The sequence below is a fragment of the Paenibacillus sp. WC2504 genome (assembly GCF_052682475.1).
On record NZ_JBQZFH010000001.1, the window covers coordinates 5,654,180 to 5,667,972 of the forward strand.

The window sequence follows — 13,793 nt, forward strand, 5'->3', positions numbered from 1 at the left end:
ACATTAAGAAGGTTGAATACGATAACTAACAAAAGCCAAATGCCTGCTGTCCGGCGACCAGGAATTAACGTTAAGAGTTCCTTGTCCCCCAAAAAGCTCGACAATCGTTCGATAACCTCCACCAGAGCTAGACATAACGCGAATTTCTACATGTTTGTTAGCGGGATGATCACCGGGAGCGACATCGCCTTTCCGATAAGTGATGTAGGCCACTAATTCTCCATCTGGAGAAACATGAGGAAACCAATTATTGCTCTCATCCAACGTCATTTGGGTCTGTTCACTGCCGTCGGCATTCATGCGCCATACTTGCATAAGACCTGTTCGTACCGAGTTGAACCAGATGTGTTGACCGTCAGGTGAATATTCAGGGCCGTCATTTAACCCCGTGGTATGCGTTAATTGTGTTTCAATGCCACCATTCACTGGAATGGTGTAGATATCGTATTCGCCATTCCGCTCCGCACAATAAGCTAATGTGCTTCCGTCCGGTGACCATCCGTGCAAATAGCTTGGTGCTATCGGCGTAATGAGTGTGGGATCGCCCCCCTGCAAAGGGAACGTATAGATACGAGAAAGGCCGTCCTCGTGAGTGTGATGGCTTACCGCAACAACAGTGTTATCCGGTGAGAGTACATGGTCGTTATTGCATTGAATAGCGTAGCCGGATTCTATGGCTGTGCTTTCCCTTGTCACGAGGTTAAACTTATAGAGACGGCCTAAGCTGTTATACACAAGGTAGTTGCCGTCACACGTCCAATTGGGTGCTTCAATCAGAAAATCAAATTCAGCCAAGATGTTACGTTCGCCACTTATCACGTCCACTGTTTCCAACGTACTGATCACGTTTCTTCTTTCTACCTTTCGTGGTTCCTTTAACGTATTCATCGCGAATCTCCTTCATTTTTCAATTCGCCCAACTGTCACATAGGCATCGGTTCTCCTTTGTAATTGACAAAAAAGGATTCCGGATCGATCTCTTTTTTCATTTCGAGAATATCGATAATGCCATTAGCGCTCTCGGCAGGATCTCCGGGAGCTTTCTCGCCGCCCATGTCTGTCTTAATCCAGCCTGGGTGAATGGCGTACACACGGATTCCTCTGTTTTTTACATACTTTTTAAGCTGCTTAGAGAACATGTTGATCGCCGTTTTGGAAATTGCATAAGGAAAATCTCCCCCGTAAGCGTTGGACATACTGCCGGCTTCGGACGAAATGTTAAGAATGGCGCGCGAGCTGCCTTCCTCCATGAGAGGAAGCAGATGTTTGATGAGCATCATCGGACCAAATAAATTAACTTCGAAAGAACGAACGACATCCTGGATAGGCAATTCTTCTAGAGCAACACCTCTTCCGAGCAAAATCCCCGCGTTGTTAATGACGGCATCCACCGTTTGGTTACCTGCACGTAACGTTTCCGCTAAGCGGGCAATCGATTCTTCGTCGCATACATCGAGCTGAACAGTCTTAATTTGGCCGGGAAACCGGCTGGCCAGTTCCAACAAATTCCCCTCTTCCTGCGGTGAACGATTTCCCGCTATAACCTTGTGCCCCCTCTGTACGGCAGCGAGTGTCAATTCATACCCAAGACCACGATTTGCACCGGTAATGACGATATTCATGTCTGCTCCTCCTTTTCCCCCTATTAGGCCCGAGGTTTGATGTTCAAATTAACGCCCAAATTATCCTCAGCGTCGACAATGGTCCAGCTGCTGCCAGGGTAATAACCAATCGTCCGCATGGCATACCCCATCTCCTCCAACTCACCGATGATGGCATCACGTTTCTCGCCTACCTGAAAACCTAGATGATGGACACCGTTGCCATGTTGATCAAGAAACTCCCTGAAAGTACTGTCTTTCTCGTCAGGTTCATGCAATTCAATAACAAAATTGCCAACTCGGATATTCGCGAGCTTCAGGCCGTAGTAGGCCGGTTTGCCACGATACGTCAAATCGGGATTATGTGTGGGAGGCAGATAACGGATTTCCGGCACAGGAAAATTCAATAGATTTGCCCATGCCTCCGCAGCTTTCTGGATATCATTTACGACAATCGCAATCTGAATAAAACCCTCGAAGCTAATGTTATTTTTCATGTTTGCACCATCCAATTTTCATTTTTTACTTCTTCTGCCTATTCCTTTACACTGCCCATCACGAGTCCGGTTGTAAAATACTTTTGCAAGAAAGGATAGATGCATAAAATCGGTATCATAGCCAAGAACATCTGTGCAGCTCCCGTCGTTCTGGCACTGACCATGGACAAATATTTGGATAAGTTGCCGCTAAGATCCGTATTGTTGCGAATAAATTCCTCCGGATTCACGACAACCGTTTGCAAATAGGTTTGTAAGGGATAGTTTTGAATTTTGTTCATATAAATCATGCCGTCAAACCAGCTGTTCCAGTGGTCTACGAATGAAAAAAGCGTTACAGTTGCAAGCGTTGGAATGGAGACCGGCAAAACCACACGAATTAGCGTCTGCACGTGACTCGCGCCATCCATATACGCTGCCTCCAGCAATTCCTTCGGCAGACTGCGCATATAATTCATTACAACGAGCATGCTGAACACGGGAAGTGCCCCTGGTAGAACAAGCGCCCAGATGGTATTCATCAATCCGGTGCTTTTCACGACCATATAGGTAGGAATTAATCCGGCATTGAAAAGGATAGTCACGACAAAGAACCATGAGAAAATACTCCGCGCACCAAAATCTTCTTTTGATTTAGAGAGAGGATAGGCGGTCAAAATGATCAATAATAAATTGAGCGGAACGCCGATGGCCGTTCGTTTAATGGAAACAAGCAGCGACATGAAGAACTTCGATGTGTTCGTAATAAATTGGTAAGAGATCGTTGTAAATCCCACTGGGAAAAAAGTAACCTCACCTGCCGCTACGGCTACTTTATCCGAAAATGATACGGCCAACAGGTTGATAAACGGCGCAATGCATAAAATTGCAACAAGCAGCAGGAATACGGAATTGCTCACTAGGAATATTTTGCGTGATAGGGAATCCTTTATTCCCATGGTCATCTCTCCTTCCTTTAAAAGACTCTGTATCCGGTTAATTTGTCCGCCAAGTAATAAGAGACAACAATAAAAATTAGCGAGACACACGACTTAAACAGGCCAGCCGCAGTGGAGAGCGCGTATTGCGCCTGTTCAATGCCAAGACGAAACACGAAGGTATCCAAAATATCACCGGTCGAATAGACCACGGGACTGTACATATTATAGATTTGATCGAAACCGCCGTTGAGAATATTGGCAAGACCCAACACGGTCATCAGGACGACCATCGATGAGATGCCAGGCAGGGTGATATGCCGGGTCTGCTGCCAACGGTTTGCACCATCAATGACTGCAGCCTCGTAAAGCGCAGGGTCTATGCCTGTGAGAGCAGCTAGATAAATCACCGATCCGAATCCAAAAGTCTTCCAAATATCGCTGATGACCATTGTGGCTGGAAACACATTCGGGTTACCTAGGAAAAAGATAGGTTCAATGCCAAGTTTGGAAAGTACAATATTGACAAAGCCCTCGTTCGGTGACAAAAGATTTAATAAAATGCCGGATAAGATGACCCAGGACAAAAAGTGCGGTAAATACACCAGCGTCTGGAAAATACGCTTGGTTAACTGATTCCTGACTTCGTTGAGCAGCAGGGCAAATCCCACCGGAACAACGACGCCTGCAATCATTTTGCACAAGGCGATAACAACCGTATTGCGAATGACCAACCCTATATTCGGCATGGAAAACAACGTAATGAAATTTTGAATACCTACCCATTGTTGGTTCCCGAACATCCCTTTTGCCGGAATAAATTTTTGAAAAGCGATGATCACCCCGGCCATGGAGCCATAGCTGAAGATTGCAACCAGAACGACAGCGGGGAGCAACATGAGATATAACGGTAGTTCTCTTAACATCTTGTCTTTTCGCTTCAGACTTGCAAACACCACTTCACCACCTGTCAATGATTTACGGTGAGATATCCCCCACCGCTGTCATCTAAACATTTATTTGGCCGGGTACATTTTATCAAGTTCGTCAAGTGATTTTTGACCGCCTGCCTTCAGCCACTGCTGTACAAAGGTATCGAAATATTCGACAGGCTTAGCTCCTGTAATGATATCCGTAAAGGCTGTGATGGTCAGGGTGTCCAATGAAGAAACGTTCGTTAACCATACATCAGGTCTTTGAATGCCCAAGATACTCTGGACGATGGCCTTGTCGGGGATATACTTGTTCAATACGATGGGTAAAGAACCTGACTTGGACATTTGCCCCCAAGTACCGAAAGCGTTGTCATCTTTGGCAAGAGTTCCATTCTCGAATCCGGCAATATAGTCATATAAGGGCTTTGCGGCAGGAGGAAGGCCTTCAGAGGAGCCTTTATCCATTGCTTTCAGCAAATCTGCTGCGTAAACCTCACCCGGTTGATCGATGTAAATTGGCGATAAACGGTATTGCTCATTAGCCCAATATTTATCGTAAACATCCTTTGTTGAGTAATTAACGGTCTCATCGTACAGATTTAGCATCTTAATAACGGCTTCGGGGTTTTTGTAATCTTTCCTTACCATCGTCATCTGGCCTACAGCGTTGCTCTCGATACCAATCTTGTAATCGTAACCGGATTGTGTGGGGATTGGGTAGGGACGTACGATAACACCATCTTTTTTATAAACATTATTATAGGGATACCAGGTGCCCCAGTTGCTGCCGAAAGCCATACCGATCTTGCCGCTAGTGATATCTTCTACGAGTGCTGATTCGCTTTTTGAGGTAAAATCCTTATTGATAAGTCCCTGTTTATACATATCTGCCAATACAGCAAGCGCCGGCTTCATGTTCGGCTGAATCCAGGCAAATGTCATTTTGCCATTCTGGTCACGATAAAACATGCTCTCGTCGCGTCCAGGAACGCCAAACGCGGAAACCAAACCAAGAATGCTGGCATGATTTTGTCTGATGAGATCCTTGTTGAGGGCAAGCCCAATCGTGTCACCATTCTTACCATTCCCATCCGGATCTTCGGTGGCGAACTTCTTCGCAAGAGCAACAAGCTCTTCGATGGTCTTGGGTGGCTGAGAATTCGTTCGTTTAAGCCAGTCTTCACGTATCCATAGAAACGGCGCTTCGTGGAAGTTGTCGTTCATTCGAGGTATGGCATAAAGTTTGCCGTCGATCGTAGCTCCCTTAAAGGAATCGGCAAATCTCTTTTGATATTCCTTGATGGAATCCGTCGCATATTTGTTATACACCTCGGTGAGATCGGCCAGCTGCCCATTCTGTGCCAACTGCAGAAAAACGTTTGTATCCTGCGTTTTGAATACGTCCGGCAGGTCACCTGAAGCAATGATGGCATTCAGTTTATTTTTATATGCATCGGTACTGCTGTCGGCTGTGAAAGCAACCTGAAGATCAATATTGAGCTTATCTTTGAACAAACGGCTCCATCGGTTATCTTCCCAGGTTTCATTGTCAAGGAGTTTGGAAGCAGCTGCTGTTTGAACAGCCCAGGTCATCTTGAGCGGTTTCTGATATTTCCCATTAGCGTCCATGTTTTCTGAAGGATTGTTAGAGCTCTGTGCATCAGACCCTGTGGTAGCAGTTTCACAAGCTGAAATAGTAAAAACCGTCAGTAGGGCCACCAAGGCGTGCGGTAGAACTCTTTTGATTTTCAGCTCTTTCACGTGTAATTCCTCCTGTATTTGGATTGTTATAATGACACAGCTTTGTAAGCTATGATAAAGCTAAGGCTGCTGAACATGTAACCAAAACCTGTATACAGGTTCTTATGCATCCCCACTTTTGTAAACGCGCGTTTATTTGTTAGTGCAACAACCCCTGAATCGGCAAAAACCGACTGAACGCGCGTTTATTTTTATCAAAAAAATATCAGACCTCTATATAACCTCTATATCACCATTTACTAGCTTACATGTGCCACTATCTTTGTAAACACGTGTCTATGGACTCATCATACACAACCGATAAAAGCGCTGTCAACCTTTAATTTCTACACTTTTCCAAATAAAAATGATCATCTCACATAATCTCCATTGTCTAAACACGCGTTTATGATATAATTATCAAGCAGAGAACTTTTCACTCATTGTTGAACACAAGGAGGTATTATGCAGAAGAACGACGCAAATTTCACCCCCATCTTTGATGGCAAAACGCTCACAGGATGGCATTTCGTTCCCCGCTTGCCTGTTCCACGCGCTCCCGGCGAACCTGGCCCGGATCCTACCACCGAGAAATACCAACGCGCTGCGCAGACATGTGGAAAATGGACCGTTGAGGATGGTGCTATCACAGGCCGGCAGGATCCACCCGGATCCGGTTATGGCGGATATCTGCTTAGCGACGGGCTTTACGGGGATTTTGAATTGATCTTCGAGGCGCATCCCGACTGGCCGGCGGATACCGGCATCTTGGTCCGTACCTCAGCGCTTGGTTCTCAAGGATTCCAAATCCTTCTGGATCACCGCCGTTCGGGAAATATCGGTGGTATTTATGGCAATGGGATCGGTGGCTTCCATGGCATTTCTTTCACTCTTGATGCGACATACGATGAGCAAGGAAATCCCGAAGGGCTGCGACTAGAAGATCCCTCGACAACCATTGAACCCCTTACACCCGACAAACCCGCACTGCTTGATTATGCGGCAGACGGGGAGCAGTTCCTGTCCATATGGAAATGGAATGATTGGAATACATTCAAAATTCGTGTTGAAGGGGCGTCCCCGCGAATCACCGTACATATTAACGACATGAAAATTACAGAAATGAATACGGCGGATCTGAAGCATCCTTTCTATGATGCAACGAAAGTCCTGGAACTCCTTGGCCCGAAAGGACATATTGCGTTTGAGATCCATGATAATGATCCCGGAATGGGAGAAGCGCGCTGGGCGCCAAACGCAGCTTGCAGATGGCGCAATATTCGAATTTGGGAGCTTAGTCAACCGGGGAACGAACCAAATATTTAAATTCTTCGGCAAGATTCTCTGACCACAAGGCTGCAATCAACCGTGATTTCTTTTATGTCCAAAGTCTTCTGTTCAATTTTTGTGATTAAACAAGAGGTCATGCGTTTCAACATGTCGCTAAAATCAACACGAATCGTCGTCAAGGCGGGATGATGTTTTTCACTTAGTGCATGATCATCGAATCCAATAATGGATAGATCTTCGGGAACACGCAGCTTATGCTCTTTCAGCGCCCGAATGGCTCCAAACGCTACACTATCGTTCGCTGCAATAATCGCTGTTGGCAGATCCGTTTCTTGACTCATTAGTTTTTGTATAACCTTATAACCGCTTCTCTCATGAAAATCGTCGCCATTTAGAACCCAGTTCGGATTCACCTGTAAGCCGCACATGCGCATCGCTGTTTTGTAGCCCTCATATTTGGTCTGGCCGGATAGACGATTCATATCCCCATTGATGACACCAATTTTGGAATGGCCAAGTCCTGCCAAATAGGCTACAGCCTGTTTCATGCCCGAGTCATTATTAAATTTGGATACGATTCGATTCGGTTCCGGATGATCCGAAAGCGTTTGATCAACAATACCGATCACAAAACCTTCATCGATCAATTCTTCAATAAACGGTTCATGAATGGCTGCTCCGATAAAGATGCCTCCATCGATTCTACGTTGGAAGAAGATCTCTTTTACGTTTTTGATCATTTCCGTATCCTTGGCATCACGAATAATGTGGGTAAGCACATAGTAGCCGTGCTCGGAAGCATGTTCTATAACACTAACGATAAGCATATTCGTCAGCATATCGCCCGATACGTTCCCTTGCTCAATGAGAAACAGGCCAATCGTACGCGCTCGCTTCCCAGCAAGAACCTGGGCAGACACATTGGGGAAATAATTATATTGTTGTATCACTTTCAAAACCTTCTCGCGCGTTTCAGCAGGTACATTCGAGTAATTGTTGATGACCCTGCTTACCGTGCTCCTGGAAACCCCAGCAAGCTTAGCAATCTCTGTGCTGTTGATATCTGTTTTTTTCATGTTGCTCATCCTCTTTCGTGAACGCGTGTTTACGCACATCATACACATGCCTAGAAATCGTTGTCAATGTTTTTTTAGATCACGATAAGCTCCAACATCGCACGAAAGCAATTATCTATCTACGAAAGGTAGGGTTCCGATGCGTCTTGGCGGTCAAGTATTTCTGAATGAGAAAAACCCGGAGAATTGGGCGCTTGCCCTTAAAGAAGCTGGCTTTCGGGCAACAACTTGTCCGATTAGCGGTGAGGAGGATATCCGAGAGCTTGAGGATTATATGACTTTGGCCAAGCGGCATGACATTCTCATCTCCGAAGTCGGCGCCTGGAGCAATCCGATCAGTCGCAATGAGGAAACAAGGCGGAAAGCTATTGCCTATTGCATTAAAAGACTGGAGTTGGCAGAACGGATCGGCGCGCAATGCTGCGTGAATATAGCCGGATCCCGAGGAGAGCAATGGGACGGGCCGGATCCCGACAATTTTAGTGAGGACACTTTCGAGCTGATTGTGGAAACAACCCGTGAAATTCTAGACGCCGTTCAACCTGAACGTACGGTTTTTGCACTTGAGATGATGCCTTGGATTTTCCCGGATTCCGCAGATTCTTACCTTTCTCTCGTTCAGGCTATTGACCGTAAAGGCTTCGGAGTTCATTTCGATCCTGTGAATATCGTCACCAATCCACGTACTTATTATCGCAATGGTGACATGATCCGAGATTTTTTTGCGAAGCTTGGACCCTATATACGAAACTGCCATGCCAAGGATATTCTTCTGAGGGGGAAGTTAACCGTCCATTTGGATGAGGTAATACCGGGTCAGGGGCATCTGGACTATCGGACATTCCTAACAGAGCTTAACAAGCTCCATCCCGACACTACACTCATCATTGAGCATCTTTCAAGCAACGAAGCCTATCGGCAAGCAGCGGGGTATATCTCGGATATTGCCTCGGAGCTCAAGATCCCATTGTAAGAAAAAACAGAGCCCGCAAACTCGCGGAGCTCTGTCCTTTCTGCCCTATCATCCCACTCGTTCCTCATCATGAGGATGTCTAGGCCCCCTGCAGGCTGCGCTTTTTCGCTGCAACCGATAAAACGCAACAAATCAACAAAACCAAGCTCGCCAGCGTATAAGGATAATTGACATTCATGTCTAATAAAAAACCAGCTACAATAGGCCCAACAATATTACCAAGACTGGTAAAGGCAGAGTTCAATCCGGCAACATAACCTTGCTGATCCTCAGCCACCATTGACAATTGGGTACTGATGGCTGGCCGTAAGATATCGATCGCCAGAAATACAACAAAGGTAACAGCAAAAATCATCCAGAATTGGTGAACAAATAGCGTCAGCAGAATAAACAAACCTGCAAAGAAAAGACAAAGTGAAATAACAAGCTGCTCTCCCAAACGATTCAATATCCAGCTAAAGGCTGTAACTTGAATCACGGCGCCTGCTATGGAACCGAACGTTATGATAAAAGCGATATCCTTAGGTTGAAAACCAAATTTTCGATCCACAAATAGTCCATAGATCGTTTCATAATTTGCAAGTCCGAATGACATCACAAAAACGATAACCAAACTTAAAAAATAGGGCTCTTTGTAAGCGTTCTTCAATTGTGAAAAAAGCCCTCTTCGTTCAACTGCTGCTCTAGGTGGAGTATCTGATCTTATCTCTTTTGAAGGAAGCGACTCCCGTAAAATAAACAGGGTGATGCACGCCGCAAAAAGTCCCGCTGCCGCCGCGGAGTAAAAGGGTACGCGAATCCCAAATTCCGCGATATAACCGCCTATACCGGGTCCAATAATAAAACCCGTCGTAATCGATGCTGTAATATACCCCATTCCTGCGGCTCGTTCTTCCGGTGTCGTGATATCCGCTGCGTAAGCCATAACGGCCGGCATGATCATGGCTGCACTGATACCGCCTAACATCCTTGAAACAAATAACAAGGCAGGCGAACTGGCTAATCCAAATATGCCCTCGGAGACGGCGAACACAATCATCCCGATGACGATCATTCTTTTCCTGCCAAATGAATCAGCCAAACGGCCGGCCAATGGCGAACAAAGAAACTGCGTAAGCGAAAACGAAGCAATCAACAACCCGATAACCCCTCCGGTAATCCCTAGACTATCCATAAATTTAGGCATAATAGGGATAACAAGTCCTATCCCCGAAAAGACTAGAAAAAGATTAAACATAAGTACTAATAAAGCTCCCTGATGTCTTGTCAATAATGTCATTTTAATTCCTCCCAACCTCGAAAAACACTGAATATATATTCAGTATTATTGCAAAAAAAAGCTAGCGGATGGGCTTGGCAATGCCCTGCAGAAACACATCCACAGCCAATCGATAGGTCGCTAACGCTTCCACTCGTTTCATTCTTCGGCAATGCCCGCTTAAGCCGAGCAGCAAGCTGTCCAAAATAATCGCGTGACCGGAGACATTCGTAATTTCGAATTCATGGTTATCGATTCCCTCCTGAAGCAACTGCCGATTAAAGTCAATGTACCCCTTAACCATTACGTTTATTCGCTCCTCCACATCCGGAGCTTTCTCCGCATTATTAAAAAACTCATCAGCAGCCCTCGTCAACGGATGACTCAGTTGATCAAGCGCCAAATATTCGACCATGCCGTATAATTTATCGGTTGTCGTAAGGTATAGCTTTTCCTTAACCAACCAATTGCTATCCCATTCCCTGTTCCATTCCTCAAGTAAGTATAAAAAAAGCCCTTCCTTGTTCTTGAAATGATAGTAGATGTTACCTGCACTACACCCGACTGCTTTTACAATGTCTTCAATAGCCGTTGCTTTATAACCCTTTTGAGCAAATAAAGCTCTTGCCGCATCGGCAATCTTCTTCTTCGTTAGCTCGGTTTGCTGTTTCTTTTTATTCACACTTGCTTCACCGCTTTCTGGCTGACAGATCTGTACAATGAAAATCCCCTATAATACTGAACATTCATTCAGTATTATAGGGGATTTTGAATTTCTTTGCAAACACTTATTTATTCGTTCTCGGGTAAGTAAATCCCGGATTTTTCACGATAAATTGTTTTTCCTTATTCAATGCCTGCATGAATTCCGGTCCTACACGCAAGTTTTGGGATACGATTTGAGGAGGCGTGAGTGCCATCCACTGATTCAATGAAACATCTTCAAAGCGGTCACTCCTAAACATCTCCAAAGCCCACACGGTTTCATTTCCCGTGTTTTGAATATAGTGACCGAAAGCCCGCGGTACATATCCCACATCGCCAGCACGATAATTAAATGTACGAGCTGTACCATTGGGTGCCATAACTGTCATGCGCGCCGTACCAGAGATATAATACTGCCATTCATCGGCATTTGGATGCCAGTGCATTTCTCTCATGGAACCCGGTTTGATTTCAAGTAACGCTGCGGATATTTGAGTCGAAATAGGGAAATTTCTTGAATCCACGATACGCACTGCACTCCCGCCCGGCGTTATAATCGGCTCTTGTGCAAGTAGTCGATGTTTAAAGGGTAATGGCACCGTACCTTGCGGGTCTGCCACCTGTTGACTTTCTATTGGACCGGGAACTTCGGATTGATAGATGTATACCTGATGCTTCGGGATATGATCAAAAGCGCTTTTGGGAACACCAAAATTCGCCGAAAGAACTTCCTTAGGTGTATGTGCGAAGAAATCGGAGATAGCTAATGTATTAAGATCAGAGAAGTTACCGTCAGGGAAAACGAGCAAAAACTCAGTACCTTCCTCGAGTCCTTGGAGAGAATGCGGAATTCCTGGAGGGAAGTACCAAAGGTCTCCCACGCCGATGTCGGCAATAAAGTTCCTCCCGTTTTGATCCACGGATGTAATGCGTGTTCGTCCCACAAGCACGATCGCCCATTCCGCTTGCTGATGCCAGTGCATCTCACGAACACCACCCGGAGTAAGAGCCATATTCACCCCAGCAACCTCGGTCGCAATCGGAAGTTGTCTAACCGTTACTTCACGTGACCAACCACCGTGATTTAACTGCATATTCGTATCGGAAAAAGAGAATTTTAGGTTGGGAAGCGAACCGGCATCGGTGGCAGGAGAAACCAGCATGTCAGGATTCTCCATGTCTCGCATAACGTCACGTGGTCCTAAATCCCACCAACCAGCCCCATCACTTCTAATCGGTTGAGGTATATTTTGAGTCGGTGTGTTGATTTTCATATGTTTTGCACCCCATATTCTAAACACTTCAAATTTGTCACTGGTTAAGTGCCTATCTTAAGTTATGAATACAGTCTGGATTTGGAATTTTGTCCTCCGTATTTGTTTAGAGCGTTTGAAATATAAAAAAAGGAACAGAACCAAATCCAGGGATTCGTCTGTTCCTTTATTTAATGATGGCGATTCAACAATCTATCCGTTAAAGTAGTCCGCTCTTTTCATAAAAATCTGCTCGACGGATGCAACAATTTTCCCGTCCTGCTCGGATTTCTGCTTTACTTCGTTCCACTCCTTGTCCTGCGAAAAAGCTTCCCACTGTCTAGTTCGTTCCTCCATGCTTTCATATTTCATCGTGTAATAGAGCTTAGGCTGCTCCTCCAAATCCTCCCAGAAATCACACACCTGCATGCCTAGTCTGGCAAAAATGCCTAGCGTATGATCGGAGAAACGCTTTCGAATCGCATCGACTCTTCCTGGATACATGGTATAGATTCTCAATTCATATATCATTGGACCTTCATCTCCATCCTCTCATGATTTCCATCTACCTCAAAACGGAGGCGAATAGACAAAATCTTTACTTAACTCATCGAGCGATTTCAGAACATCCTCGGTAAGTTCAAGGTTAACCGCCTTCAAATTCTCATCGATTTGGTATTCTCGGGTCGCCCCGGCGATAACCGTGCTTACTGCAGGTTGGTGCAATAACCAAGCAAGCGAGAGGGCCGTGGCTGATGTACCGATCTCCGACGCGATCTTCGCCACCTGTTCCCCCTGCTCCACGCGAGCGGAGTTCACACGCCGCACGAAGTTAGGGTTCACGTCCAACTGTGATCCGCTTGGCACAGAACCTCCCGAATATTTCCCTGTTAGAATTCCTCCTGCCAGTGGGAAATACGGAATGATGCCGATCCCTTGATCCACGCAGAATGGAAGCAGCTCCCTTTCCACGCCACGGTCAACCAGTGAATAGCCGGGCTGCACCGAAACATACTTCACCAGCCGCTCCTTTTCGCTGATGGACAAGGCTTTCATCATTTGCCAGGCTGCATAATTCGAAGCCCCTACATATCTTACTTTTCCTGACGTCACCAGATCGTCCAAAGCACGGAGCGTCTCGTCAAGCGGAGTCTTCGGATCAAAAACATGAATCTGATACAGGTCAATGTAGTCTGTTCGCAAGCGGCGCATGCTTCCTTCGAGTTCTTTGAGAATATGTTGACGCGAGGAACCTCTTGAGTTCGGGCCTTCTCCTAGCTGTATGCCCACTTTTGTCGCAAGGAGTACTTCGTGACGCCGTCCTTCAAACGCTTCTCCAATGATCTCTTCCGATTTCGTGCGTGTATAAATATTGGCTGTGTCAATAAAGGTGATCCCATTGTCAACTGCGTGATGCAGGACTCGAATCGATGTTTGTTTGTCTGCGCGCCCACCGAATGCATTTGTCCCCAATCCCAACACCGAAACTTCCAATCCGCTTGTCCCCAAATTCCGATAACGCATAACCAATCCCTCCAGATCTTAGTT

At 45.8% G+C, this 13,793-nt stretch carries 14 protein-coding genes; 2 read left to right on the top strand and 12 right to left on the bottom strand.

From position 1 onward, the window contains the following. Positions 1-3 precede the first annotated feature (3 nt). The 6 genes from ACUN27_RS25360 to ACUN27_RS25385 all read right to left on the bottom strand — a co-directional run bounded on the left by ACUN27_RS25360 (position 4) and on the right by ACUN27_RS25385 (position 5,711). Entirely contained in the window at positions 4-888 is an 885-nt protein-coding gene (locus ACUN27_RS25360) for a TolB family protein (RefSeq protein ID WP_326061527.1), read from the bottom strand. Positions 889-923: 35 nt separating this feature from the next. After that, the gene (locus ACUN27_RS25365) at positions 924-1,622 is read right to left on the bottom strand and encodes an SDR family oxidoreductase (protein ID WP_326061526.1); all 699 of its coding nucleotides are present in this window, start codon (positions 1,620-1,622) and stop codon (positions 924-926) included. A 23-nt stretch (positions 1,623-1,645) separates the two neighbouring features. Then, positions 1,646-2,098 carry a VOC family protein gene (locus ACUN27_RS25370; RefSeq protein ID WP_315948639.1) on the bottom strand — a complete coding sequence of 151 codons (453 nt, stop codon included), beginning with the start codon at positions 2,096-2,098 and terminating at the stop codon, positions 1,646-1,648. Positions 2,099-2,136: 38 nt separating this feature from the next. Then, entirely contained in the window at positions 2,137-3,036 is a 900-nt protein-coding gene (locus tag ACUN27_RS25375) for a carbohydrate ABC transporter permease (protein WP_315948638.1), read from the bottom strand. 17 nt (positions 3,037-3,053) lie between these two features. Then, positions 3,054-3,941, bottom strand: a complete 888-nt coding sequence (locus tag ACUN27_RS25380; RefSeq protein ID WP_326061559.1) for an ABC transporter permease — start codon at positions 3,939-3,941, stop codon at positions 3,054-3,056. Positions 3,942-4,031: 90 nt separating this feature from the next. Then, a complete protein-coding gene (locus tag ACUN27_RS25385) occupies positions 4,032-5,711 on the bottom strand; it encodes an extracellular solute-binding protein (protein WP_326061525.1) in 1,680 nt (559 codons plus the stop codon). A gap of 444 nt (positions 5,712-6,155) precedes the next feature. On the opposite strand from ACUN27_RS25385, the gene ACUN27_RS25390 reads away from it, so the two are divergent. After that, positions 6,156-7,016, top strand: a complete 861-nt coding sequence (locus tag ACUN27_RS25390; RefSeq protein WP_326061524.1) for a 3-keto-disaccharide hydrolase — start codon at positions 6,156-6,158, stop codon at positions 7,014-7,016. On the opposite strand, the gene ACUN27_RS25395 is transcribed toward ACUN27_RS25390, so the two are convergent. Continuing rightward, complete coding sequence (locus ACUN27_RS25395) at positions 7,013-8,056, bottom strand: LacI family DNA-binding transcriptional regulator (RefSeq protein ID WP_315948630.1); 1,044 nt, start codon at positions 8,054-8,056, stop codon at positions 7,013-7,015. The genes ACUN27_RS25390 and ACUN27_RS25395 overlap by 4 nt on opposite strands. A gap of 139 nt (positions 8,057-8,195) precedes the next feature. Here ACUN27_RS25395 and ACUN27_RS25400 point away from each other — a divergent pair, with 139 nt between their 5' ends. Continuing rightward, positions 8,196-9,029, top strand: a complete 834-nt coding sequence (locus ACUN27_RS25400; protein ID WP_326061523.1) for a sugar phosphate isomerase/epimerase family protein — start codon at positions 8,196-8,198, stop codon at positions 9,027-9,029. 79 nt (positions 9,030-9,108) lie between these two features. Here ACUN27_RS25400 and ACUN27_RS25405 read toward each other — a convergent pair whose 3' ends face one another. From ACUN27_RS25405 to ACUN27_RS25425, 5 genes are all read right to left on the bottom strand, one after another. Further along, entirely contained in the window at positions 9,109-10,308 is a 1,200-nt protein-coding gene (locus tag ACUN27_RS25405; RefSeq protein ID WP_326061522.1) for an MFS transporter, read from the bottom strand. A 61-nt stretch (positions 10,309-10,369) separates the two neighbouring features. Next, positions 10,370-10,969, bottom strand: a complete 600-nt coding sequence (locus tag ACUN27_RS25410) for a TetR/AcrR family transcriptional regulator (RefSeq protein WP_326061521.1) — start codon at positions 10,967-10,969, stop codon at positions 10,370-10,372. Between the two features lie 106 nt (positions 10,970-11,075). Next, entirely contained in the window at positions 11,076-12,266 is a 1,191-nt protein-coding gene (locus ACUN27_RS25415; RefSeq protein ID WP_315948625.1) for an oxalate decarboxylase family bicupin, read from the bottom strand. A gap of 192 nt (positions 12,267-12,458) precedes the next feature. Continuing rightward, on the bottom strand, positions 12,459-12,776 hold the full coding sequence (locus tag ACUN27_RS25420; RefSeq protein ID WP_326061520.1) for an NIPSNAP family protein: 318 nt from the start codon (positions 12,774-12,776) through the stop codon (positions 12,459-12,461). A 39-nt stretch (positions 12,777-12,815) separates the two neighbouring features. Then, a complete protein-coding gene (locus ACUN27_RS25425) occupies positions 12,816-13,769 on the bottom strand; it encodes an aldo/keto reductase (RefSeq protein WP_445559749.1) in 954 nt (317 codons plus the stop codon). Between the last annotated feature and the right edge of the window lie 24 nt (positions 13,770-13,793).